Annotated in this window: 21 protein-coding genes and 1 pseudogene; 13 read left to right on the top strand and 9 right to left on the bottom strand. The window is 73.1% G+C overall.

Going from position 1 to position 23,868, the window contains the following annotated elements; translation table 11 throughout:
- Positions 1 to 43: 43 nt before the first annotated feature.
- A complete protein-coding gene (locus ACIDOF_RS23050; protein ID WP_409007928.1) occupies positions 44 to 478 on the bottom strand; it encodes a class I SAM-dependent methyltransferase in 435 nt (144 codons plus the stop codon).
- 159 nt (positions 479 to 637) lie between these two features.
- On the opposite strand from ACIDOF_RS23050, the gene ACIDOF_RS23045 reads away from it, so the two are divergent.
- Both ACIDOF_RS23045 and ACIDOF_RS23040 read left to right on the top strand, forming a co-directional pair.
- Positions 638 to 1,186 carry a GNAT family N-acetyltransferase gene (locus tag ACIDOF_RS23045; protein ID WP_409008123.1) on the top strand — a complete coding sequence of 183 codons (549 nt, stop codon included), beginning with the start codon at positions 638 to 640 and terminating at the stop codon, positions 1,184 to 1,186.
- Between the two features lie 135 nt (positions 1,187 to 1,321).
- On the top strand, positions 1,322 to 2,740 hold the full coding sequence (locus ACIDOF_RS23040) for a dipeptidase (RefSeq protein ID WP_409007927.1): 1,419 nt from the start codon (positions 1,322 to 1,324) through the stop codon (positions 2,738 to 2,740).
- 118 nt (positions 2,741 to 2,858) lie between these two features.
- On the opposite strand, the gene ACIDOF_RS23035 is transcribed toward ACIDOF_RS23040, so the two are convergent.
- The 3 genes from ACIDOF_RS23035 to ACIDOF_RS23025 form a co-directional block, all read right to left on the bottom strand.
- Positions 2,859 to 3,365 (bottom strand): SRPBCC family protein, encoded by a 507-nt coding sequence (locus ACIDOF_RS23035; RefSeq protein ID WP_409007926.1) that lies wholly within the window; start codon positions 3,363 to 3,365, stop codon positions 2,859 to 2,861.
- A gap of 186 nt (positions 3,366 to 3,551) precedes the next feature.
- On the bottom strand, positions 3,552 to 4,355 hold the full coding sequence (locus tag ACIDOF_RS23030; RefSeq protein WP_409008122.1) for a pentapeptide repeat-containing protein: 804 nt from the start codon (positions 4,353 to 4,355) through the stop codon (positions 3,552 to 3,554).
- Positions 4,356 to 4,593: 238 nt separating this feature from the next.
- Positions 4,594 to 4,995: a DUF1992 domain-containing protein gene (locus ACIDOF_RS23025; RefSeq protein WP_409007925.1), complete on the bottom strand. Its 402-nt coding sequence runs from the start codon at positions 4,993 to 4,995 to the stop codon at positions 4,594 to 4,596.
- Positions 4,996 to 5,374: 379 nt separating this feature from the next.
- Here ACIDOF_RS23025 and ACIDOF_RS23020 point away from each other — a divergent pair, with 379 nt between their 5' ends.
- Entirely contained in the window at positions 5,375 to 5,803 is a 429-nt protein-coding gene (locus ACIDOF_RS23020; RefSeq protein WP_409007924.1) for an STAS domain-containing protein, read from the top strand.
- 290 nt (positions 5,804 to 6,093) lie between these two features.
- Complete coding sequence (locus ACIDOF_RS23015; protein WP_409007923.1) at positions 6,094 to 7,767, top strand: methyltransferase domain-containing protein; 1,674 nt, start codon at positions 6,094 to 6,096, stop codon at positions 7,765 to 7,767.
- Positions 7,768 to 8,454: 687 nt separating this feature from the next.
- Here ACIDOF_RS23015 and ACIDOF_RS23010 read toward each other — a convergent pair.
- The gene (locus ACIDOF_RS23010; RefSeq protein ID WP_409007922.1) at positions 8,455 to 10,845 is read right to left on the bottom strand and encodes a sigma factor; all 2,391 of its coding nucleotides are present in this window, start codon (positions 10,843 to 10,845) and stop codon (positions 8,455 to 8,457) included.
- 263 nt (positions 10,846 to 11,108) lie between these two features.
- On the opposite strand from ACIDOF_RS23010, the gene ACIDOF_RS23005 reads away from it, so the two are divergent.
- The 5 genes from ACIDOF_RS23005 (at position 11,109) to ACIDOF_RS22985 (ending at position 15,979) form a co-directional block, all read left to right on the top strand.
- Entirely contained in the window at positions 11,109 to 11,522 is a 414-nt protein-coding gene (locus ACIDOF_RS23005) for an SsgA family sporulation/cell division regulator (RefSeq protein WP_409007921.1), read from the top strand.
- A gap of 204 nt (positions 11,523 to 11,726) precedes the next feature.
- The gene (locus tag ACIDOF_RS23000; RefSeq protein ID WP_409007920.1) at positions 11,727 to 13,718 is read left to right on the top strand and encodes an ATP-binding protein; all 1,992 of its coding nucleotides are present in this window, start codon (positions 11,727 to 11,729) and stop codon (positions 13,716 to 13,718) included.
- A gap of 2 nt (positions 13,719 to 13,720) precedes the next feature.
- On the top strand, positions 13,721 to 13,927 hold the full coding sequence (locus tag ACIDOF_RS22995; RefSeq protein ID WP_409007919.1) for a hypothetical protein: 207 nt from the start codon (positions 13,721 to 13,723) through the stop codon (positions 13,925 to 13,927).
- Between the two features lie 96 nt (positions 13,928 to 14,023).
- Complete coding sequence (locus ACIDOF_RS22990) at positions 14,024 to 15,316, top strand: hypothetical protein (RefSeq protein WP_409007918.1); 1,293 nt, start codon at positions 14,024 to 14,026, stop codon at positions 15,314 to 15,316.
- 90 nt (positions 15,317 to 15,406) lie between these two features.
- Positions 15,407 to 15,979 carry a DinB family protein gene (locus ACIDOF_RS22985; RefSeq protein WP_409007917.1) on the top strand — a complete coding sequence of 191 codons (573 nt, stop codon included), beginning with the start codon at positions 15,407 to 15,409 and terminating at the stop codon, positions 15,977 to 15,979.
- Positions 15,980 to 16,070: 91 nt separating this feature from the next.
- On the opposite strand, the gene ACIDOF_RS22980 is transcribed toward ACIDOF_RS22985, so the two are convergent.
- Complete coding sequence (locus ACIDOF_RS22980; RefSeq protein ID WP_409007916.1) at positions 16,071 to 16,253, bottom strand: hypothetical protein; 183 nt, start codon at positions 16,251 to 16,253, stop codon at positions 16,071 to 16,073.
- Between the two features lie 393 nt (positions 16,254 to 16,646).
- Here ACIDOF_RS22980 and ACIDOF_RS22975 point away from each other — a divergent pair, with 393 nt between their 5' ends.
- Positions 16,647 to 17,672, top strand: coding sequence for an NUDIX domain-containing protein (locus tag ACIDOF_RS22975; RefSeq protein ID WP_409007915.1), 1,026 nt, complete (start codon positions 16,647 to 16,649; stop codon positions 17,670 to 17,672).
- A gap of 16 nt (positions 17,673 to 17,688) precedes the next feature.
- On the opposite strand, the gene ACIDOF_RS22970 is transcribed toward ACIDOF_RS22975, so the two are convergent.
- On the bottom strand, positions 17,689 to 18,447 hold the full coding sequence (locus ACIDOF_RS22970; protein ID WP_409007914.1) for an MBL fold metallo-hydrolase: 759 nt from the start codon (positions 18,445 to 18,447) through the stop codon (positions 17,689 to 17,691).
- 197 nt (positions 18,448 to 18,644) lie between these two features.
- Complete coding sequence (locus tag ACIDOF_RS22965) at positions 18,645 to 20,000, bottom strand: dipeptidase (RefSeq protein WP_409007913.1); 1,356 nt, start codon at positions 19,998 to 20,000, stop codon at positions 18,645 to 18,647.
- A gap of 530 nt (positions 20,001 to 20,530) precedes the next feature.
- Between ACIDOF_RS22965 and ACIDOF_RS22960 the strand changes: the two genes are divergently transcribed.
- Positions 20,531 to 21,718 carry a geranylgeranyl reductase family protein gene (locus ACIDOF_RS22960; RefSeq protein WP_409008121.1) on the top strand — a complete coding sequence of 396 codons (1,188 nt, stop codon included), beginning with the start codon at positions 20,531 to 20,533 and terminating at the stop codon, positions 21,716 to 21,718.
- Between the two features lie 275 nt (positions 21,719 to 21,993).
- Here ACIDOF_RS22960 and ACIDOF_RS22955 read toward each other — a convergent pair whose 3' ends face one another.
- Entirely contained in the window at positions 21,994 to 22,470 is a 477-nt protein-coding gene (locus tag ACIDOF_RS22955; RefSeq protein ID WP_409007912.1) for a nitroreductase family deazaflavin-dependent oxidoreductase, read from the bottom strand.
- Positions 22,471 to 22,766: 296 nt separating this feature from the next.
- Between ACIDOF_RS22955 and ACIDOF_RS22950 the strand changes: the two genes are divergently transcribed.
- Positions 22,767 to 23,513: a TetR/AcrR family transcriptional regulator gene (locus ACIDOF_RS22950; protein ID WP_409007911.1), complete on the top strand. Its 747-nt coding sequence runs from the start codon at positions 22,767 to 22,769 to the stop codon at positions 23,511 to 23,513.
- Between the two features lie 135 nt (positions 23,514 to 23,648).
- Positions 23,649 to 23,868: pseudogene (locus ACIDOF_RS22945) on the top strand (hypothetical protein); the annotation flags it as partial.

The following is a 23,868-nucleotide window of genomic DNA, read 5'->3' as shown; positions in this document are numbered from 1 at the left end:
TCGATGTCCTGCGGGTCGAAGCGGAGCGGGCGGACGTCAGCCGTCAGTCGGCCCGCCCCGGGCGGAGTTCCCGGAGTGGCGTGCCGCCGTCGATGAAGATGCGGCCTCCGGGGGCCAGGGCCGCCGTGATGCGGTACAGGGCGCGGGTGCCCGCCTCCGGGTGCCGGCCGTCCAGGGCGCCGACCCGGAACGCGTAGACGAGGTCGAACGGCCCCTCGCCGGGCAGCGGCTCGAACTCCTCGGCCGCGCACTGCCGTACCGTCAGGCGGCCCGCCGCGATCTCCGCCGCGCAGGAGCTCCGGGCGAGGGCCACGGCCGCCGCCGACCGGTCGATCGCCACGACGTGCCCGGTGTCGAGCCGTGCGGCCACGGCACGCGCGGCGGCTCCCGGCCCGCAGCCGATCTCGAGCACCCGCAGATGGGGCGCCAGCGGAAGCGCCGCGACCGCCGCGGCGAGGCGAGGGGAGAGGGACGGCATAGGGACGACGGTACTCCGGAATCGCCGCGCGGGGCTCGGTAACCTGCCCCCGTGACCCCAACCACCCCTCCCCGTACGCCCGTTGACCGGCACCCGACCACCGCCACGCCCCCGGCCCCGCATCCGTGCACCCCGAGCCTCCGCACCCCGCGCCTCCACCTGGACCCGTACCGGCCGGAGGACGAGGAGGACTTCGTCGCGCTCTTCCGTCAGGAGCGGGTGCACCGGTGGATGGGGGACGGGACCACGTCCGAGGAGCGGGACCGGGCGCTGTTCGGGCGGATCTTCAGCAAGGTGTACGCGCGGCGGCTGTTCGACGTGTGGGCCGTGCGGCACGAGGGGCGGTACGCCGGGCACGCCGAGATCAAGCCGACCGAGGAGAGCGGCGGACACGAGATCGTCTACGCCCTGCATCCCGACGCCTGGGGCCGGGGCCTCGGCGGGGAGCTCGCGCGGGCCGTGCTGGACCACGGCTTCGGCACCCTCGGTCTGACCGAGGTGCACGCCACGGTGGCCGCCCCGAACGAGGCCTCCCTCGCGCTGCTGCACAAGCTCGGCTTCGTGCACGTACGCGATCTCGCCGAGGAGGACGGCAGCACCACCCGGCTGCTCACCCTCGAAGCCCCACGCACGGCTCCGCGCACGGCACCGCGCAAGGTCCTGCCCGAGTCCCAGCCCGAGGCCGTGTCCGAGGCCCCGCCGGTCTGACCGGCCCCGGCACACGGGCGGCGGCACGGGCGACACGCCCGACATGCACGCCCCGCGCAGGCCGATTAACGTCGTGGCACGTGCTCGACACCCGAGACACGCGCGCTTCGGCGGCACCGGCGTGAGGCAGGGCAGATGACCGAACTGGGCGGGAAGATATCGGCGTTGATGCCGCGCGCCCGGCGCGATCTCGCGGAGCTCGTCGCCATCCCCTCGGTCGCCGACCCGCTCCAGTACCGGCCGCAGGAGTGCCGCAGGGCCGCCCAGTGGGTTGCCGACGCGTTCACCGAGGCCGGGTTCCGGGACGTGCACCTCGCCGAGACCCCCGACGGCAGCCACGCCGTCCTCGGCCACCGCCCGCCCCCGCACGGCGCCCCCACGGTGCTGCTGCACTGCCACTACGACGTGCATCCCCCGCTCGACGAGTCCGCCTGGACGTCCCCGCCGTTCACGCTCACCGAACGCGACGGGCGCTGGTACGGGCGGGGCGCGGCGGACTGCAAGGGCAACATCGTGATGCACCTGACCGCGCTGCGCGCCCTCGGCGAGGACATACCCGTCGGCCTGAAGTTCGTCGCGGACGGCTCCGAGGAGCAGGGCACCGGCGCTCTGGAGCAGTACGTCGCCGAGCATCCGGAACAGTTCCTCGCCGACGCCGCCCTGGTGTGCGACACCGGCAACGCCGAGGCCGGCACCGGCTCCGCGACCGTGTCGCTGCGCGGCCGCGCCTCCCTCGTCGTCACCGTCGAGACGCTGCGGAGGCCCGTGCACGCGGGCATGTTCGGCGGCCCCGCCCCCGACGCCCTCGCCGCGCTCATCCAGCTCCTCGCCTCCCTCCGCGACCCCGACACCGGCGCCACACGCGTCAACGGCCTCGACTGCGCGGGCAGTTGGGGGGGAGCGGGCTACGACGCGGAGCGGTTCCGCACCGACGCGGGCGTGCTCGACGGCGTACGCCTCACCGGAGCCTCAGCCTCAGCGGCGGCGTCAGCCGGCCCAGGAACCGGAACCGGAACCGAGGGCGCCGCAGCAGCCGGGAGCGTCGCCGACGACCTGTGGGCGCGCCCCGCCGTCACCGTCCTCGGCATCGACTGCCCGCCCGTGGTCGGCTCCCGCGAAGCCGTGCCCGCACGGGTCCGCGCCCGCGTGAGCCTGCGCGTCCCGCCCGGCACCGAACCGGCCGCCGCGCTCGCCGCACTCACCGAGCACCTCACCGACGCCGTGCCCTGGGGCGCCCGCGTCAGCGTCGAACCGGAAGGCGCCGTGGCCCCGTTCCGCGCCGCGACCGACGGCCCCGCGTACGCCGCGCTCGGCTCGGCGATGCGGCAGGTGTACGGGAAGCCGCTCGTGTTCCTCGGGCAGGGCGGGGCGATCCCGCTGTGCACCGTGCTCGCCGAGGCGTTCCCGCGCGCCGAGATCGTCCTCATGGGCGTGGCCGAGCCGAGCTGCCGGATCCACGCGCCGGACGAGTCCGTCGACCCCGCGGAGATCGAGCACATGGCGCACGTGGAGGCCCTGTTCCTGCGCGAGTACGCCGCCGCCCGCCGCCGCTGAGGCGGTACGGGCGCCACCGACCGGTTCCCGGCCCGCCTGGGCCGAGGGACCGCAGAGCGGGCGGGGAAGTCCGATGAGGCCCGGACTTCCCCGCCCCTCCATGCGCCCACCATGCGGCTCAACGCTGATCGGCGAGGCGACGGCCGCCCTCCAGGAGGGTCTTCAGGGCGGAGAGGATCATGACCCAGCCGCCGCTGACGCTCTCCAGCATCTTGCTGTCGGGGCTGTCGAAACCGTCGTGCGTGAGGGTCAGCTTCACCCCGGCGGAGGCCTCCTCGGCGGGCTCGATGTCGAAGGCGACCCGGGACCGCTCCCTGACGGCCCGCTCCCACTCCTCGTCCGAGGTGATGCCGATCATCTCCCGGTGCATGGGCTGCAGCGTGTGCCAGGTGTACGCGAGCCGCCGGCCGGGCTTCGCCTCCAGGACGCGCTGGCCGAGCTCCTCCGCCTCGCCGTCCGGGCCCATCTGCCACTTGACGGTCGAGCCGACCTCCCACGTCGAGAGCGGGCCCCAGCCGTCCATGTACTGCTTGACGAACTCCCAGTCGGTGAGCGCCTCGTAGAGCTTCTCCGGGGTGGTCTGGATGTAGATCACGTACACGAACTCGGGGCTGCTCTGGCTCATGGCTGGCGCTTCCTTCCGCATTCCGCTCGGGGCGGGCCTGTGCGTACGTGCCTGTGCGTACGGCCCGGCCAGTAGCTTCGCGGGCCCGCCGGACGGCCCCGGTCAGGCGCGCCGACTCGGGAGCGGCCGTGGCGGAAGGTGTCGTTCCGGGCCGTCGTGGTGCGGTCCAGGCCGCCGTGGTGCGGGTCAGTCCGTCCAGTGCGCGGGCCGCGTCACCGTGTCGGGCAGCTGCGTGCGACCGTCACCGCGGGCCGCGTTGACCTGCGCCTGGGTGAGGAAGAGGGCGCCGCGCAGATCCGCGCCCGTGAGGTCGGCGTCCCGCAGGTCGGCGCCGATGAGGTCGGCCGTGCGCAGGTCGGCGCCCGCGAGGTCGGCGGCGATCAGGAGGGCGCCGCGGAGGTTGGCGCCGCGCAGGTCGGCGCGGCGCAGGCGGGCGCCCATCAGGTCGGCGCCGCGGTGGTTCCGCTTCTTGCCGGGGACGGCGGCGCGGGCCAGTTCGCTCGCCCGCAGCAGGTGGACGTTGACCTCCCCGCGCAGCGCGGGCACGTCCACCGCGGTGACCGTCGCGGCGTCGGCGCGGGTCAACTCCCGTACGTCGTCCAGGGCGCGCCGCAGTTCGGCCCGGACGGGGCGGGAGGTCGGCAGGGCGAGGGCCTCGTTCACGTACCAGAGGAGTTCGTGGAGGTGGCGCATCACCGGGAACACCGCGAACATCTCCCGCGAACGGTCCGGCTCCGCACGCCAGTCGCGGCCTCCGAACGTCACCTGCGACACCTGCTGGCCGGCGCCGAAGCAGTCGTAGACCGTGCAGCCCTGGTAGCCGCTGTCGCGCAGCCGGGCGTGGATGCCGCAGCTGAAGTCCGTCCGCAGGTTGGTGCACGGCGTGCCCGCGGCCTTGTTCACGGCGAAGTCCGCGGAGGCCGCGAACGGCAGGGCCGCGCAGCAGAGCCCGAAGCAGCTGCCGCAGTCCGCCTTGAGCTCCTGCCGCAGTCGCGCCGTCGGCTCGTGCCGGGCGGCATCGGTCTCCGCTGCGGCACGGCGGTCGGGGGTGGCGGCAGAGTGCTTCGACAAGGCGGCGGACTCCAGGGCGGGAGGGCTACGGGCGAGCCGCGCTCCGACGGAACGCGGACGTCCATTCTCCCCGAACCACGGAACCGCCCGGACCGCCCAGCACGCCCAGCCTGCCCGGCTCGCCTGCCTCTCCCCCTGTGCGCCTCCCCGGCCGCGCTCAGCGCTCGCGCCGGGCGCGTCTGCGGGCGAGCACCTCGTCCACGTCGTACGGCCTGATGCCCAGGGGCGGGCCGGGCGGCGGGCGGAGGAGGGCGTCGCGGATCTTCTTGTTGATCTCCGTGAGGATGCCGCGCGCCCGCTCCTCCGTCGGCGCCTCCTCGGCCGCGGCGAGCGCCTCCTCGGCCTCCTTGCGGAGAGCGAGCGTGGGCGGCAGCACCGACACGTTCTCGCGCCGCATCTTGTCCTTGAGCCACCACGTCTCGTCGTACGGCCGGTCCAGGTCCGGGAGCGGGCGGCCGATGCCCGGCAGGTCCGCGAAGTCGCCGCGCTGCTCCGCCTCCCGGATCTGCTTGTCGACCCAGGACTCGAAGCTGACGCCGGGTGGTTTCCGCTCGGTCACCTTGCGCTCCTCTCGGAGATGGGCTGCCCACGGTCTCCCTCCACGGTACGTCGGGGCCGACCGGACGCGAGGGGTCGAGGGAGCGAGGGCGGGTGCGCGCACGGACGCAGACTTCCGTACGACGGTGTCCGTACGGGTACCGCGTGGTAGCGAGTGGTTCGCGTGGGGTTCGGCCGGGAAATGGCGCGATGTCGCCCCAACGTCCCCGATGTGGACGTAGGTTGGCGGTGCGGGGGAGTGTGACGGCGCAGTCGGCGCGCAGTGCGGCGTACGGCGCCGGACCGTACCCCCGGGCGCACGCACACGGGTCGCGCACACGCGGAAGGCGGCCCGGGCGCATCGAACACGGGCGCGCGCCCGGCAGCCGGACGGAGGAGCGATGACCCCGCAGAGCCACCGCCTGACCATCACCGAGCTGGCCGCCCGTGAAGACTCCGCCGTGCTGCGCGTCAGCGGCGAACTCGACCACAACGCCGAGCAGTTCTTCCTCGCCACCCTCGGCGCGAGCGTCGCCGCCGGGCGCGTCCACCTGGTCCTGGACGTCACGGCCCTGGCGTTCTGCGACTCGCGCGGCCTCAACTGCCTGCTCGCCATCCGCTGGCTGCTCGCCCGGCGCGGCGGCCGCCTGATCCTCGCCGGGGTCGGCCGCCGCCTCGCCGAACTCCTCGCCCAGACCGGCAGCACGGAACTGCTGCCCGCCCGCCGCACCGTCGCCCAGGCCCTCGCCGACCTCCCCGAGTCCCACCGCCCCGCCTGGCCGCCGCACCGCGACGAGACGGCGGAGGGCGTGCCCGTGGGCGAGGGCTGAGCGCCGCCGCGTCCGTGACCACGGCGGCGCCGGGCGGAGGCCGGGCGCCCCGCGGACGCCACCGCGGCGGCGCATCGGGGCCGAGAACCCGGTTGACTGCGGCCGACACGCCCGAAGATCCCCGCTGCCCAGCCAACAGCCGTCATGTATACGGCAGTTGAAGGGATGAACCGTCAGGCTCTGGATAGCGATATGCCTCGGGCGCCCCGGGGCCCGCCCGAGGCGTCGACGCATGGACCGAGCATCCCCCGAACGCTCGGCAACCGACGATCGAAGGGTTCTCCAGAATCGTGCGACCGGCCCAGGAGTTCGGCGACAACCCTGTCGCAGTCAGGCAAACCGGCCACTACACGGAGGAATACGTCCCCAGCTTCGTCGAGAAGTGGGACTCGCTCATCGACTGGCAGAAACGAGAGGAGAGCGAAGGCAACTTCTTCGTCGATCTGCTGCGCAAACGAGGCGTGAAGAGCGTCCTCGACGTGGCGACCGGCACCGGCTTCCACTCCGTGCGGCTGCTCGCCGCCGGCTTCGAGACCGTCAGCGCCGACGGCAGCGCGGAGATGCTCTCCAAGGCCTTCGCCAACGGCATGAAGAACGGCGGCCACATCATGCGCGTGGTGCAGGCCGACTGGCGCTGGCTCAACCGCGACGTGCACGGCGAGTACGACGCCATCGTGTGCCTCGGCAACTCCTTCACGCACCTGTTCTCCGAACGCGACCGCCGCAAGGCCCTCGCCGAGTTCTACGCGATGCTCAAGCACGACGGCATCCTCGTCCTCGACCAGCGCAACTACGACGCGATCCTCGACGACGGCTACACCAGCCAGCACAAGTACTACTACTGCGGCGAGGACGTCACCGTCGAGCCGGAGTACGTCGACGACGGACTGTGCCGCATGCGGTACCACTTCCCCGACGACTCCGTGTACCACCTCAACATGTTCCCGCTGCGCAAGGAGTACACGCGCAGGCTCATGACCGACGTGGGCTTCCAACGCGTCGAGACGTACGGCGACTTCCAGCACACCTACCGCGGTGAGCAGCCCGACTTCTTCGTCCACGTCGCGGAGAAGGAGTACCGCGCCGAGGAGTCCGACGCCCGCTACTCCGGCGCCGTCAACACCGCCCGCTCCTACTACAACTCGCCGGACGCGGACACGTTCTACGCCAAGGTGTGGGGCGGCGAGGACATCCACATCGGCCTGTACGAGCAGCCCGGCGAGGCCATCGCCGACGCGAGCCGCCGCACGGTCGAGCGGATGGCCGGCAAACTCCCGCTCACCGAGGACACCGTCGTCCTCGACCTCGGCTCCGGCTACGGCGGCTCGGCCCGGCTGCTCGCCGAGCGGTACGGGTGCCGGGTGCTCGCCCTCAACCTCAGCGAGGTCGAGAACCGGCGCCACCGCCAACTCAACGCGGCCCGCGGCCTCACCGACCGCATCGAGGTCGTCGACGGCTCCTTCGAGAACATCCCGTACGGGGACGCCGAGGTCGACGTCGTCTGGTCCCAGGACGCGTTCCTGCACAGCGGGAACCGTGTGAAGGTGCTGCAGGAGATAGCCCGCGTCCTCAAGCCGGGCGGACGGCTGATCTTCACCGACCCGATGGCCGCGGACGACTGCCCGCCCGGAGTGCTCCAGCCGATCCTGGACCGCATCCACCTCGACGACATGGGCTCACCCGGCTTCTACCGCCGCGAACTGCGCGCGCTCGGATTCGTGCCGGGGGAGGGGAGCGAGGGGGCCGACGGGGCTGTCGAGGACGGGTTCGAGGAACACCGCGAGCAACTCTCCACGCACTACGCACGCGTCCTCGCGGAAACCAACCGCCAGGAACGGGAGGGCCTCGCCCGGGAGGTGAGCCACGACTACCTGGCCCAGATGAAGAAGGGCCTCACCCACTGGACCGAAGGCGGCCGCCGCGGCCACCTGACGTGGGGCATCTTCCACTTCGTCCGCGGGTGAACGGGCGGTAGCGGCCCCGGCCCACTGACACGGCGCGGCGCCCACGTTCGTGATGGTCGCTGCGCCGTGCGGTGCGGTTTCGGGCAACTGGGAGTGGTGGCCGGGGAGTTGGCCGGCGGGGCGGTGGTTCGGCCCAGGTTGTGGTGTCCGGCGGGGTGGGGAGCGGGTCGTCGGACCGGTTGGGCTGGTCGTAGGTCCCGGGGTCGTCGGCGGTGTTGGGGTGTCAGGCGGGCCTGGGGCGCGAGGGTCGTCGGTGTGCCCGTGCCCGGGGTGTCCGTTCCGGTCGGGTCAGTCGGCGGTGTCCGGCCGACCGGTCGTCGGGGCTTCGGTGGCCTCGCCGGCCAGGCGGGAGGCGCCGGGACGGTTGGGTTCGTCAGGCAGGCCTGAGGCTTCCGGCTCAGCGGGTCCCTTGGGGGTGTCAGGCAGGCCGGGGTGTCGGGTTCGTCGCGCCCGTTGGGTTGGTCGGAGGTGCCGTGGCGCCGGATGGGCCTCGGGCGTTGGGTGCGCCCGGGGGCCACTTCCGTCGAGTCAGTCGGCGTCGTCCGGCGGGCCGGGGGTCGGGTACTTCGGGTACGTACGTGGGATCCGTTTGGCAGGCCGGGGGCGCTGGTGTCGTACGAGGGCCGGGGGCGGGCGGGCCTGGTGTGTTGGGTTCGTTGTGTGAGCGTGGGGTGTCCGCTCCGTTGGTCAGTCGGCGTCGTCCGGCGAGCCGGGGTTGTCAGGGGCTTCGGGTTCGTCGGGTTCGTCGCGTACGTGGGACTCGTTGGCGCGGCCGGAGGTGCCGGTGTCGTCGGGATCGTCGGGCAGGCCGGGGGTGTCCGTGTCCGGTCCGTCGGGTCCCTCGGGGGAGTCGGGCTGGTCGGAGGTGCCGGGGGTGTCGGGCAGGCCGGGGGCGTTGGGCCGGTCTGTCTCGTCAGGCACGCCTGAGTTGTTCGGTTCGCCGGAGCCGTGGGGGTCGTCGGATCCGTCGGGCCCGTCTGGGGTGTTGGGCAGGCCCGGGTTGCCGGGGGTGTTCGGCTGGTCGGGCGTGCCGGGCAGGTTGGGGCGACCGGGGTGGTTCGGCTCGCTCGGCTCCTCGGGGGCACCTGGTACCTCGGGCTTGGCCGGGGCGCTGGGTGCGTCAGGCAGATCTGGGCGGGCGGGGTCGTCAGGTGTGCCCGGGTGGTCCGGGAGGCTAGGGGTGCCGGGTGTGGTCGGTTGCCCTGGAGTGTCGGGGGTGTTGGGGTCGTCCGGCCGGTCGGGGCGGCCGGGGTGGTCGGGCTCGCCCGGCTCTTCGGGGGCGCCAGGGGTGTTGGGTTGGCCTGGGCGGTCCGGGAGGCTGGGGGCGTCGGGTAGCCGTGGAGTGTCGGGGGCGTTGGGGGCGTCGGGCAGGTTGGGGCGGCCTGGGCGGTTGGGGTCGCCTGGCTCCTCGGGGGCGCCGGGTGTGGTCGGTTGCCCTGGAGCGTCAGGGGTGTTGGGGGCGTTCGGCTCGGCAGGCGCGTCGGCCGGGGGTTGCGGCGCGGCCGGTTCGGCGGGGGCGGCCGGGGCCTGGGGCGGAGCAGGTTCCGCGGGCTCGGACTTCGGGGCCGCCTCGGCAGGAGCCTGTTGCTCCTCACCGCCGCCACCTCCCGCGGCGCCCTCCCCACCTCCGGCGGTACCACCGCCACCGTTGCCGCCGACACCAGCACCGCCACCGGCGGCACCACCGCCTCCGGCGGCAGCTCCACCCCCGCCGCCTTCAGCAGAGCCCCCTCCACCGGAACCGGCCCCGCCACCAGCCCCGGAACCAGCCTCGGTCCCGGCACCAGCCCCCGCCCCGGAACCGGACTCAGTCCCGGAACCGGACTCAGCTCCAGCCCCCGCCCCAGCGTCCGAGCCGGATCCGTCCCCGGACCGGCCTCCGGACCCGACGCCAGACCCGGCCCCCGGTCCCACCCGAGACTCCTCCCCCTTCCGCTGCTCGGGCTCCGCCGATTCCGTGCGGGCTGTCGGCCTCGGGGGGTGGGAGGCGGATGCCTCCGGGTCCGGGCCGGAGAGGAGGAGGCCGGCGGCGACCGCCGCGCCGACGACCGTTGCCGCGGCCGTACCGGCGAGGGCGACGGGAGTCTTCCCGCCCCCGGCGAACAGGTGTTGCAGCCCGTGCAGCGCACCGCCTCCCTGCCCCGCAGAGGCAGTGCCAGAGCCAGAGGCAGAAGCAGAGCCAGAAGCAGTGCCAGAAGCAGTGCCAGAGCCAGACGCTGAAGCCGAGCCCGAAGCAGAAGCCGCTCCAGCCCCAGCCCCAGCCCCGACTGCCCCCGCCCCCGCGGCCAGCGGCAGCAAGAACTTGCCCGCACCGCCCAGAGCGAAGATCAGCAGCGCCGGGCCCACCAGCGCCGGCAGGCGGTTGTTCGCGCTGGTCAGGGCGACGACACGGGCGCGGCAGTCGGCGCAGTCGTCGAGGTGGGCGAGGAGCCGGTTCGACTGCCGCTCGGACAGCTTGCCGCGTATGTGCCCAGGTATGAGCTCCCACTGCGGCGCGCACGCCGGATCGCTCGGGCTGCCCGGGTGGGCGCGCAGGAACGCCTGCCGCATGCCTTCACGGGCCCGGTGCAGCAGTACCGCCGTCGCGCCGCTCCCTGCCCCGATGCGCCGGCCGACCGTCTCCAGGGGCTGGCCCTCCGCCTCGGCCAGCCACAGCGCCTTCACCCACCGCTCGGGCAGTTCGCCGAGCACCCGCGTCAGCAGGTCGACGCCCGCCGCGCGCTCTGCCGGATCGGGGTCGGAGACGGACACCTGCAGGGTCTCCGGCGCCTGCGGGTCGCGTGGCGTCTCCCGTGCCGCGCTGCGCCCGACCGCCTCCGCGAGGTGGCGGACCGTGGTCCGGAGGTAGGCGGGCACGTTGTCGATCTGGTGACCGGCGGACAGCCGCCGCCAGACCCGGAAGTGGGCCTCCGCGACGAGATCGTCGGCGACCCAGGGGCTGCCGGTGAGCGAGCGGGCGTAGGCCACGAGACGCGGCTGCTCCTCCTCGTACACGCGGGCGTAGGAGTCCGTGGCGGGCAGGGCCGCGGGCTCGTCGACCGACGCGTGTGCGGAGGCGCCGACGGGGACGTCGGACATGACAGGAAGCACTCCGTACCACTGCGGGGGGTTCGGGGGACTTCGCCACCGTAGGTGGGAAATGTCGGAATCTGGAGGGGGGAGTGGCGCAGGTCACAGAAGGAGGGTGTGTTCTGCCGTAAGGAACGGCGCCGCCGCGGGCTCGTAGAGGTGTCCGGATCCACCCGCGCTCAGCCCATCACGGAACAGCCCGTATGCAGCCCGTACGCAGTCCCTACCCAGAGGCTCTGAGCGCGTCGAGCTCGTCGAAGGGGAGCCCGATCATGGCCGTCACCCTCCAGCAGCCCACCCGTGCCCGACTCGTCACGCCCGGTGAGCGCGAGTGCACCGTGCCCGCCACGCTGCGGTACGTCGCGTCCGACCCGCTCGCCCTGCACATCGCCTTCCCCGCCGAGGCGAGCGTCGACGGCTCCGACGTGACCTGGACGTTCGCCCGCCAGCTCCTGGACCAGGGGCTTCGGGTGCCCGCGGGGACGGGGGACGTGCACATCTGGCCGTGCGGGCGGGCGCGCACCGTCGTGGAGTTCCACTCGCCGTACGGCCTCGCGCTCGTCCAGTTCGACCGCGCCGTCCTCGAACGCTTCCTGCTCCGTACGTACGCGGTCGTCGCCGCCGGGCGCGAGGAGGTCGGCCGCGAACTCGACCGCGGGCTGGAGCAGTTGCTCCGTGGCGTGTGAACCGCGTACGGCGGCACCACCGGGCAGGCATGGCCGAAAGCGGCCGGTGCCCTAGGAGTCGGTCAACTTCGTTGTGACACAAGCCATGTGACATGGACTCAGGAGCATCCGCAAGTCGCTTGCACCCCTTCCCCCGCCCCGCGATATTGATCCTCTGCGAAGCCGCCACAGCGTCGTGGCGGCCCTGCGCGAGAGGGCGGGAGCATGGCGCAGCACTGGCCGGGCAGGTCCGCGCGGGACCGGTCCGTACGCGCGTACCTGGAGGCCCGGGTGCTGCCGCAGCGGCAGGACGACTCCGGGCAGCCCTTCACGCTGATCCTCGGCCCGCGCGGCAGCGGCAAGACCACCCTGCTCGACGCGCTCGCGGGCAGCGCCGCGCTGCTGCCGATGGCCCACCTCGACCTGATGCGGTTCGCGCAGAGCGACAGACAGCCCGTCGACGTGCTGCACGAAGTGGCGTTCACGCTGCAGGCCCGCCGCGAGCACCCGCCCCATCTCACCTTCCGCGGCTACGAGTTGACGCGCAAGGCACTCACCGTGCCCGTCGACCACATGGGCCGCGAGGACGCCCGCCGCGCCATGGCCGAGGCGCTCGCCATCCCGCTCGGCAAACGCCTCGCCACCGCCATCGAGGTCGGCCAGATAGCCGGCCCCCTCGTCGGCCTGCCGCCGCTCGCCACGGCCGTCCTGCAACTCGTGCCGCTCGCCGAACGCACCCGCGCCTGGGGCCGGCTGCACACCGCGCTCGGCACCCGCGCAGGACTCACGTCGACCGTGTCGGCCCTGGACAAACTCGTCGCCGTCAGCAGCGACTACCACGTCTTTGAACGCGGCGGGAAACACCGGGCCGAGCAGGAGATCTTCGACACCTTCCTCACCGACCTGGTCCGCGCCTACGAGGGCAAGGAGTGGGCCGCCCGCTGTCTGGTGCTGCTCGACAACGTCGACAACCGCCTCGGCGAACGTTTCCTGCACCTCCTCGAAGCCGCCCGCACCCCGCACCCCGCCGACCCGCTCGTCCTGTTCGCCACCACCGGCAGCTACCCGGACGCCGCCACCGCGGGCCGCACGGGCCACGCCGACCGGCCCGCCGCCGTCGGAGTCTGGCCGCCCGGCCGGCCCTTCGCGCCCGAACCGCTGGACGGCGGCGGCCGGGTCATCGGGCAGCTGCGCAACCTCACCCGCGCCGAAGTGCAGGAACAGGCCGCAGACGTGCTCGACGCCGTGCCCGCGCCCAGCGGACCGCCCGCACTCGGCGCCGTCGGCGTGAGCTGGCTCGGCTGGATCGTGCACGAACTGACCCGCGGCCACCCCGCCGCCACCAGCCACGTCCTCGCCGGGCTCCACGACTTCCGCGCCACCACACCCTGGGGCGAACGCCTGCGCCGTGTCCTCGAACCCGGCCCGCAGAGCGGCCGGTTGCTCGACCGGCTGCTGCCCCTCGGCCTCTCCCACGAACTGCGCCGCATCCTCCAGCAGGCCGCCGTCGCCCCCGACCTCGCCGAGTCCCTCGTCTCGGACGGCCTGTCCGAGAGCGCCGCAGGCCCGCCCGCAGGGCTCTTCGACTTCTGCTCCGACCCCCTGCGCACCCTGCACCACGACACCGGCGAGCCCCGCCGCGACGGCGGCCCCGGCGTCCCCCACCCCGTCCTGCGCCGCCTCCTCCTCGGCGGCCTCGACGACCCGGCCGCCGCGCACACCCGCCGCCGCGCCGCCGCCCACGCCCGCGGCGACCGCCTCACCGAGGCCTATCACGCCCTCGCCCTCGGCGAACTCCCGTACGCCGCCGCCTACTTGGACGACACCTTCGGCGCCGGCGACGTCCGCGACTGGTGCGCCGCCCTCTGCCGCCTGCGCCGCGCCCCGCTCCCCGCCCCGCGCGAGGCCGACGACCACCGGCCGTGGCGACGGTACGAGTGGCTCGTACGGCATCTCGACGACGACTCGGTCGGCCCGCGCCTGCGCACCATCACGCGGCTCCTCGCGGCGAGTTGGATCAGCCCCGAACCGCCCGAGGACGCGGCGACGGACCTGGTGGGGGACCCGTACGGCGACCCGCTCGCCGATCCGTACGCCGAGCTGTACCCGGAGATCAACGCCCGATTCAACACGCTGGCCGCAGCGCACACCGGGGACGTCGTGTGGGTGGCGGCCCTGCTGCAGAAGGCCCTGCAGTACAGCAAGGAGCCGTGGTAGCCGTGGACACCGGTGACGACCAGGAATCACAACTCCCGCACCGGCAGCGGGCGTTCGAGCCGGACCCCGCCGCCGTCATCCGCCCGCCGAGCGCGCCCCGCAGGCGCGGCCTGCGCGCCCTCGTCGCCGTGTGCGCGGTGCTCGTCGTGGCCGTCGCCGCGTACGTGCTGCTCATCCGGCAGCCCGAGTGCGCCGACGGCATCGTCTAGACCTCCGACGGGCAGTGCATCGGCCTCAGCGACGGCGAGCACGCCTTCCCCGGGCTCGGCGACATCAGCGCGAAGATCCACGCCGAGAACCGGCGCGTGGCCGACGAGAAGCCCGTCACCGTCGTCCACATGGAGTCCATGTCCGGCGGCTCCGCCGACCGCGGCCGGGAGGCCACCGTCGAGGCCGTCACCGGCGCCCACCTCGCCCAGCGCACCCTCAACCGCGAGCGCGGCACCCGGCCCCGGATCCGGCTGCTGCTCGCCAACACCGGCAAGGGCGACGCCCACGCCGACAAGGTCGTCGACGCCGTCCTCGCCCTCCGTGGCACCGAACGCCTCGCCGCCGTCGTGGGCGTCGGGCAGAGCAACTCCCGCACCCTGAAGGCCGTACGACGCCTGCGCGACGCGGGCGTGCCCACGGTCGGCGCGACCGTCGCCGCCGACCAGTTCGTCTCCGGCCGGGCCGGCTTCTTCCGTGTCTCGTTCCCGGCGAGCGACCAGGCGCAGGCCGCAGCCGCCCACCTCAAGCGGGAGCAGGACGCCGCCGAGGCCGCCGCCCGCAAGTCCGGGAAGAAGGCCGACTACGACGTGCAGGTGGTGTGGGACCGCAAGGAGGACGACGGCTACAACAAGGCGCTGCGCGAGAACTTCGAGAAGGCCGCGCGGAAACTCGGCGTCCGTGTCCGCCCCGGCTTCATCCCGGTCTGGTCGGACGCGGGCGGCGGTGCGGGCAACGCCCTGCACGGCGCCGCCGACAAGATCTGCCGCGAGGGCGAACAGCGGCCCGACGCCGTGTACTTCGCGGGCCGCGGCCGGGAGATCCGCAGCCTGATCGAGGCGGCGGGGGAGGGCGGCCGCCGCTGCCCGGTCACCCTCGTCTCGGGCTCCAGCGCGGTCGGCGTGTTCTTCGACACGACCGGCGCGAGCCGCACCGAGGAGCTCCGCACCCTCGACGAACGCTGGTCCGCCGCCGGCGTCAAGGTCCTCTACACCGCTTTCACCCACCCCCGCGTCGCCCCGGAGACGTACGGCGACGGCCCCAACTCCCCGTACCCGCGGTTCGAGCGGGACTATCTCGCCGTGCGCGGCGGCACCCCGGCCTCCCTCGCCGACGGTCAGGCCATGCTCGGGCACGACGCGGTCCTCGCCGTGGGCCGGGCGGCGCGCGCCGCGTACTCGCACTACCCGGGCAGCAAGAACGTGGCCGCCGACGTACGGGCCGAGCTGGGCCAGCTCAACAACGGCAACGTCGTACGCGGCGCCACCGGCGAACTGGCCTTCCACGAGCAGACCGGCGAACCCGTCGAACGGCCCATGGCCCTCGTCCAGTTGCACCGGCCGGGCGCAGGAAAGGGACGCTTCACCTTCGTGGAAGCGCTGACTCCGTAACCCGTCCCGCCCGAGCGGACGCGTCGCGTCCGAATGCCGTACGGGATACTGGCCCGCCATCAGTGCGAGGACGAGGTACGGGGAGCGAGGATGACGGTGAACGAGCAGCCACGGCAGGAGCCCGGTGCGGGGGAGGGCCCGGTGGCCGGCCCGGAGGAGCTGGACGCGCGGGTCGGGCCGCCCAAGCTCGGCGGGGAACGCGAGACGCTGCGGGCCTTCCTCGACTACCACCGGGCGACCCTCGCCATGAAGTGCGCGGGCCTGACCGACGAGGAGCTGCGCAGGCAGTCCATGCCGCCGTCGACGCTGTCGCTGCTCGGCCTGGTGCGGCACATGGCCGAGGTCGAACGCGCCTGGTTCCGGCGGGCGTTCGAGGACCAGGACGTCCCGCTGGTCTGGTCCGACGAGATCGACTTCCAGGCCGCGTACGACGCGAGCGACGCCACCCGCGCCGAGGCCTTCGCCGCCTGGGAGACCGAGGTCGAGACGTCACGCCGGATCGAGCGCGCCGCCGACTCGCTCGACGTGGCCGGATTTCAGCCACGCTGGGGCGAGAAGGTCTCCCTGCGGATGGTCATGATCCACGTCCTCCTGGAGTACGGCCGCCACAACGGCCACGCGGACTTCCTCAGGGAGGGCGTCGACGGGACGGTGGGGGCCTGAACTCCCGTTGTGCATAAAGGAGTTGATGAGGGCACTGAGGTTCGCCGGGGTAATTCGGTGAACCCATGGCCAAAGACTCTTTCGCGCGTCTTCACGCGTCCAATGCGAGCCGCTCCTGGGCGAGGCGGGCCGACCACTCCACGACCAGCCGTTCGTACTCGGCGCGTTGCTCCCCGGACAAAGTCGCCGAGCCGTGCGGCCAGAGCGCGCGAATCTCCGCATTGAGCTCTTCCGCGGAGCGCGCGCGATCACGGGAGTCGGAAACGGGGGACATGTGCTCGACCCTAGGGGCCTGGTCCGACGGCCTGCAGTCATCCGGACACACGGCATATGCCCAGCGTGCCGTGCCTTCGGCGAATTCCCCGCGACTTGTCTCCCGGGTGCCGCCGTCCTCACCGAAAATGCCCAACAAGACTGTGCTGTCCGGGAGTTGTGAACACCGCGCATTCCGCGTGCTATTCCGGCACGTGCCGTTTCCGCCCCCGCGCGAATCCCTCACCAGGAACGAGCTCTAAGGTGTGCCCTGATCTGCCGGTGCCGGCGGGTTCCGCTCGCCGCTCGCCGGGGAATTTTCCGCAACCGGATGAACACGGGACGAGAGGCGTCGTGGTTTTCCCGGCACGGTGGAGCGGGCAAGCCACAGTGGGCCAAGAGAAGAGGGGGAACCGTGATCATCTGGATCAACGGTGCGTTCGGTGCGGGCAAGACCGCTGCCGCACAGGACCTTGTCGAACTGATCCCGAACAGCACGCTCTTCGACCCCGAGGTCATCGGCCGCGGGCTGCGCCATCTGTTGCCCCAGAAGCACTTGGACGAGGTCACCGACTTCCAGGACCTGACGATCTGGCGCCGCCTCGTCGTCGACACCGCCGCCGCGCTGCTGCAGGAGGTCGGCGGCGTCCTCGTCGTCCCCATGACGCTGTTGCGTCAGGAGTACCGCGACGAGATCTTCGGCGGCCTCGCCTCGCGCCGCATAGCCGTGCGCCATGTGCTGCTCGCGCCGGCCGAAACGATCCTGCGCGCACGTATAGCGAACCGGCCGGCGGAGGGTTCGGCGGATGTCCGGCAGTGGGCGTACGAGCACATCGAGCCGTACCGTGCCGCGCTGGCCGGTTGGCTCACGGGGGACGCCCATCCTGTCGACACGAGTGCCCTCACTCCGTACGAGACGGCGGAGCGGATAGCGGAGGCGGTGCGTACGGGGGATGCGGGGTTGTGCGACATCGTGCAGACCCCGGAGCCCACGTCGGAGACGCTGGCCTCGGGGGTGTTGTTGTTCGACGAGCAGGACCGGGTGCTGTTGGTGGATCCCACGTACAAGGCGGGCTGGGAGTTTCCCGGGGGTGTCGTGGAGTCCGGGGAGGCGCCCGCGCGGGCGGGGGTGCGCGAGGTCGCCGAGGAGACGGGCATACGACTCGATTCTCTGCCCAGCTTGTTGTTGATCGACTGGGAGGCTCCGCAGCCGCCGGGGTTCGGTGGGATGCGGTTGTTGTTCGACGGCGGCCGGTTGGACAGGGCGGCCACGGAGCGTGTGCTGTTGCCCGGCCCGGAGCTTCGTGACTGTCGTTTCGTCACGGAACAGGAGGCCTCCCGTTTGCTGCCTCCGGTCCGTTACGAGCGCCTGCGCTGGGCCTTGCGCGCCCGCCGCCAGGGCCGCCCGCTGTATCTGGAGGCGGGGGTGCCGGTGGGGTGAGGCCGGCCGGGGCGGCTCAGTTCTCGTACCTCCCTGCCGCTGCCCGCAGTGCCGTGCCCGCGTCGTGCAGCACTGGGTCGCCGTGGCCGAAGCAGGCCATGTGCGGCTCCAGGGCGGCGAGTTCGCGGAAGGAGGCGATGGCGCGCCGCCGGTCGAGGTTGAACACGCCGAGCATCACCTGCCCGTCCTCCGGTGACGCGGCGATCGCGTCGCCGGTGAACAGCACGCCGTGGCGCGGGAGATGGACGGCGACGCTGCCGTCCGTGTGCCCGGGCGCGCCGACGATGCGGGCGCCGCCGCCGAAGTCCAGCACGTCCCCGTGCCCGATCTCCTCCAGCGCGTCCGCCGGGACGGGGGCGGGGGCGTGGTCCGGGAGCAGGCTCTTCGCGTGCTGGTGGATCGGCACCTCCCACTCCTCGTACACGGGCGGCGGGCCCGGTCTCTCGCCGCGTACGAACACGGCGTCACGCGGTTGCGCGTACACCCTCGCCCCGGTCCGCCGGGCGAGTTCGGCGGCGCCGCCGACGTGGTCCTCGTGGAAGTGGGTGAGAACGATGCGACGCAGCTCGGCGAGACTGTGCCCCAGTGCCGTCACCGCCTCCGCCATGCCGCGCGCGGCGTCTGCCGGGCCGGTGTCGATCAGCGTCAACTCGCCCTCGTCGGACCACAGATAGGCCTGGCCCACGACGAAACGCAGCAGGTGCAGCCGGCCGGGCAGCAGCTCGACGACCTCGGGCGGCCGTGCGGGGCCGACGGGCGGTTGGTTCTCGCTCATGCCCACGAGCCTAGGCAGGCAGGAGCACACGGCACAGGGTCATCTGCTGACAGCAGATGACCCTGTGCGAGCGGACGCATCGATGGTTTCGTCGGTGGTGCGGATCTGCGGTCCGCGGTGGTGCGGATCAGCGGTCCGCGGTGGTGCGGATCAGCGGTTCGCGGCGGGACGCGCCCTCAACCTCGGGCGTCGGCCCGTCAGTTCGTCGCGTACTTCTGCAGGAACAGCGCCTCCGTCACCGACAGACGCTCCAGCTCCTCCGGGGAGACGCTCTCGTTGACCGCGTGGATCTGCGCCTGGGGCTCGCTCAGGCCGATCAGCAGGATCTCCGCGTCCGGATAGAGGGAGCTGAGGGTGTTGCACAGCGGGATCGAACCGCCCTGCCCGGCGTACTGCATCTCCTCGCCGGGGTACGCGAGGCGCATGGCCTCCGCCATCGCGGCGTACGCGGGGCTCTCCGTGTCCGCGCGGAACGGCTGGCCCTGGCCGATCTGTTCGGTGCGGACCCGAGCACCCCACGGCGTACGCGACTCCAGGTGCGCGCGCAGCAGCTTCGTCGCCTCGGCGGCGTCCGCGCCCGGCGGTACCCGCAGGCTGATCAGGGCCCGCGCGCTCGCCTGCACGGACGGGGTCGCACCGACCACCGGCGGGCAGTCGATGCCGAGGACGGTGACCGCGGGGCGCGCCCAGATCCGGTCGGCCACCGTGCCGCCGCCGATCAACTCCACGCCGTCGAGGACCTTCGCGTCCTTGCGGAACTCCTCCTCCGGGTACTGCAGGCCCGCCCACGACTGGTCGCCGTCGAGCCCGTCCACCGTCGTCGACCCGTCCTCCGCCCGCAGCGAGTCCAGGACCCGCACCAGCGCCGCCAGCGCATCCGGGGCCGCGCCGCCGAACTGGCCGGAGTGCAGATTGCCCTCAAGGGTGTCCACCTCGACCCGCACGAGCGTCATGCCGCGCAGCGTCGACGTCACCGTCGGCAGGCCCACCCGGAAGTTGCCGCTGTCCCCGATCACGATCGAGTCGGACTTCAGCAGCTCCGGGTGCGCCTCCGCGTACCGCTCCAGACCGCCCGTGCCCTGCTCCTCCGAACCCTCCGCGATGAACTTGACGTTGACCGGCACCCCGCCGTTCGCCTTCAGGGCGCGCAGCGCGAGCAGATGCATGATCACGCCGCCCTTGCAGTCCGCCGCCCCGCGGCCGTACCACCGCCCGTCCCGCTCCACCAGCTCGAACGGCGGCGTCGCCCAGCCGGCCTCGTCCAGCGGAGGCTGCACGTCGTAGTGCGCGTACAGCAGCACCGTCGGCGCGCCCTCCGGGCCGGGCAGGAAGCCGTACACGGACTGCGTGCCGTCCGGGGTGTCGAGCAGCGCCACATCCACGAAGCCCTCGGCGCGCAGCGCGTCCGCCACCCAGTTCGCGGCGGCCTCGCTCTCACTCTTCGGGAACTGCGTGAAGTCCGCCACCGACTTGAACGCCACCAGTTCGGCCAGCTCCGCCCGCGCCTGCGGCATGAGAGAGGCGACGGTTGCGGCGATCTGCTGCGACGGCATGGGCACGCTCCTTGTGGGTGCGACGTTGAGTACGTATGAGTGCGTGTGCGCACTTCGAATATGTGCGCCGATCTTCCCACAGGAGGGTGCGATCGGCGCCCGCCGTAGGATGCCGTGGACAGCGGCGGAAGACAGCTGGATCGGAGCAGCAGCCCATCGTGAGCAGCGAGAACTCGAGCGAGAAGCCGGCCGACGAGCGGCGGGACCAGCCGGGCGCGGAACCGGACGGAACGACCCCCGAGGCGGCCCGATCGCCCGAGCCGGAACAGGCCGCACAGCCGGAGCCGCAGGCTGGGGCGGAGCCGCAGGCCGGGGCGGAGCCGGAGCCGCCGTCGGAGTCGCAGGCCGAGTCGCAGGCCGAGTCGCAGGCCGAGGCGGAGGCCGGACCTGCGGAGAACGGGCGGCCCGGCGAGACCGAGACGGTGGCCGCCGACGCCGACGGCGCGGCTGACGTCGAGGCCGACGCGGCCGACCCCGCGGCCGACGTCGAGGCTGCCCCCGCGGCCGGCGCCGACCGTGAGGTCTGGGACGTGATCGTCGTCGGCGCCGGGCCCGCCGGTGCGTCCGCCGCGTACGCCGCGGCCGTCGCCGGACGCCGCGTACTGCTCCTCGAAAAAGCCGAACTGCCCCGGTACAAGACCTGCGGCGGCGGCATCATCGGCCCCTCGCGCGATGCCCTGCCGCCCGGCTTCGAACTGCCCCTGCGCGACCGCGTGCACGCCGTCACCTTCTCCCTCGACGGCAAGTACGCGCGTACGCGCCGCTCCAAGCAGATGCTCTTCGGCCTCATCAACCGGCCCGAGTTCGACCACCAACTCGTCGAAGCCGCACAGAAAGCCGGCGCCCAACTCCGCACCGGCGCCACCGTCGCACGCGTCGAACAGCACGGCCCCGCAGTGCCCGACCGGCGCACCGCCGCCGTCGTCCTCACCGGCGGCGAAACCCTCCTCGCCCACGCCGTCGTCGGCGCCGACGGCAGCGCCAGCCGCATAGGAGCCCACGTCGGCGTCAAGCTCGACCAAGTCGACCTCGGCCTGGAAGCGGAGATCCCGGTCCCGGAAACCGTCGCCGAAGACTGGAAGGGGCGCGTCCTCATCGACTGGGGCCCCATGCCCGGCAGTTACGGCTGGGTCTTCCCCAAGGGCGACACCCTCACCGTCGGCGTGATCTCCGCGCGCGGCGAAGGCGCCGCCACCAAGCGGTACTTGGAGGACTTCATCGCCCGCCTCGGCCTCGCCGGATTCGAGCCGAGCATCTCCTCCGGCCACCTCACCCGCTGCCGCAGCGACGACTCCCCGCTCTCCCGCGGCCGCGTCCTCGTCTGCGGTGACGCCGCCGGACTCCTCGAACCGTGGACCCGCGAAGGCATCTCGTACGCCCTGCGCTCCGGACGGCTCGCGGGGGAGTGGGCGGTCCGCGTCGCCGAGGCCCACGACGCCGTCGACGCCCGCAGGCAGGCCCTCAACTACGCCTTCGCCGTACGGGCCGGCCTCGGCGTCGAGATGAGCCTCGGCCGTCGCATGCTCGGCGTGTTCGAGCGCCGCCCCGGCCTCCTGCACGCCGCGATCACCGGCTTCCGCCCCGCCTGGAACGCCTTCGCCCGCATCACCCGCGGCTCCAGCTCCCTCACCGAGATCGTCCGCACCCACCCGCTCGCCCGACGCGCCCTCTCGGTGCTCGACCGGGAAGAGAAGCAGGGAGCCGAAGGCTCGGCCTAGGGCGTGTGCGTGTGCGTGTGCGTGCGTGTGCGTGTGCGTGCTGGCATGTGCACGTATTGGCATGTGCGCGCGCGCCTGCGCGGTGGGCGGGTGGGGGCGCCACCTCACTCGTCCACCGCCAACAGTCAACAGGCAACCGCCAACCGCCGTTCCACAGCGGCAAGTTGGGGAGGCCGGTGAGCCCCCGCCGCGCACCGGCTGCTCCCGGCCACCCAGCCCACTCGGGCGCGGACCGGCCGGTTCTGCCTCGTTCCGCCCCGCTCTGACCGGTCCCCTCACTCCCGGACCGTGATGCGGAACACCGGGTGGTCCGGTGCGGCGGCGAGGAGTTCGGCGTCGTCGGACTTCGCCGTCACGCCCTTGAAGTAGCCGTTCACCTCCCACCCCCAACGCTCCAGATAGCCGCGCAGCAGCTCCACCTTCGCCCCGTCGTCGGCCAGCTCCGTCGCCGTGAACCGGCGCACCTTGCGGCCCACCCGCAACTCGCCCTCGCCCGCCGCCCGCATATTGCGCACCCACTGCGAGTGCCCCCGCGCCGACACCAGATACAGCTCGCCACCATGGCGGTACGGGTTGACCGGAAGCCGCAGCATCCTGCCGCTCTTCCGCCCCACCACCGACAGCTCCGCCGAGCCCGCGAGACTGACGCCGTGCCGGGCCAGCCAGCCGACCACCCGGTTCAGGCGAGCGGCGACCGCGCCGGCGCGCAGGTAGTAGGGGCGCGGGGAGGGCGCCGGAGTCGAGGAAGTCATCGCGGGATCCGTTCTCGTCTCGCTCACAGCCAAGCCAAGCCAAGCCAAGCTCAGCCAAGCCAAGCCAAGCCAAGCCAAGCCAAGCCAAGCTCAGCCAAACTGTGAGCACTGCTCTCGCTTGTGAGCAGTGTTCCACGGTCGTGCCACCCAAAGCAAGAGCAGTGCTCTCGTTTTAGTGCACCGCTCCGCGCCCGGCCCGCCGCTCTCGCTCCAGATCACCGCTCGCATCCCAGCGCACCGCTCTCGAAAGAGAGCACTGCTCTCACCCCGGCGCGCCGCTCTGCCACACTGCCCCCATGACGAGCGACAACCCCCGCCCCCCGCGCCAAGAGCCCGCCCCCCGCACCGGCAAACCCCTGGGCGCCCGAGCCCGGGCGCGGGCCGAGGTGACCGTTGCGATCAAGGACGAGGCCCGCCGGCAGCTCGCGGTCGAGGGCGCCGCCAAACTCTCCCTGCGCGCGGTGGCCCGCGAGCTCGGCATGGTCTCCTCGGCGCTCTACCGCTACTTCCCGAGCCGGGACGAACTGCTCACCGCGCTGATCGTCGACGCGTACGACTCCCTCGGCGCCGCCGCCGAGACCGCGCACGCCCGGGCCGTACGGGCGGACGCGACGCCGAGGGAACGCTGGCTCGCGGTGTGCCGGGCGGTGCGGGAGTGGGCGGTCGCGCATCCGCACGAGTACGCGTTGATCTACGGCTCGCCCGTGCCCGGTTACACCGCTCCGCGGACCACCGTCGAACCGGCCTCGCGGGTCGGGCTGCTGCTGATGAACGTCGTCAGGGACGCGGTTCAGGGCCCCGGTGTGCACGTACCGCCGATGAACGAGGGGCTGCGGGACGAGGCCGAGCGGATCGCGGCCGATCTGGCGCCGGACCTGCCGCCTGCCGTGGTCGCGGCGCTGGTGGCGGCGTGGTCGCAGGTGTTCGGGCTGGTGTCGTTCGAGGTGTTCGGCCAGTTCAACCGGGTCGTCGAGGACCGCCCGGCGTTCTTCGACCAGGCCGTGTCCCAACTGGCCGCAGGAGTGGGCCTCCTGGAGGACTGACGCGACAGCGGACCGGAAGGCCGATCGGAGGGGGTGGGGGGCCGGGCTTCCCTCGGACGTACTCCCGGGGAAGTACGTCCGGCCACTGCGCCCGGCGGACGCCGCAGGGGCGGGGCGGCGTCTAGCGTGGCCGGTATGGATGAGCAGCGCACCGGAGGGGCGGGCCGTCGACGGCGGCACGCGGGGCCGCCCTGGCTGCGCCCCCGGGGAGCCCGCGACGAGACGGGCCACGCGACGGACAACGCCCCGACCACGCCGGCGCACCCGGCCGCGGCAGCCGACTCCGCCCCCGACCCCGCCCCCGCAGGGCCAGACCACCCCGCCCCCGCAGCACCGCACCACCCCGGCCCCGCCC

The sequence above is a fragment of the Streptomyces sp. Da 82-17 genome (assembly GCF_046098215.1).
Taxonomy (GTDB): domain Bacteria; phylum Actinomycetota; class Actinomycetes; order Streptomycetales; family Streptomycetaceae; genus Streptomyces.
This window is presented reverse-complemented; position numbering and strand designations above follow the sequence as displayed.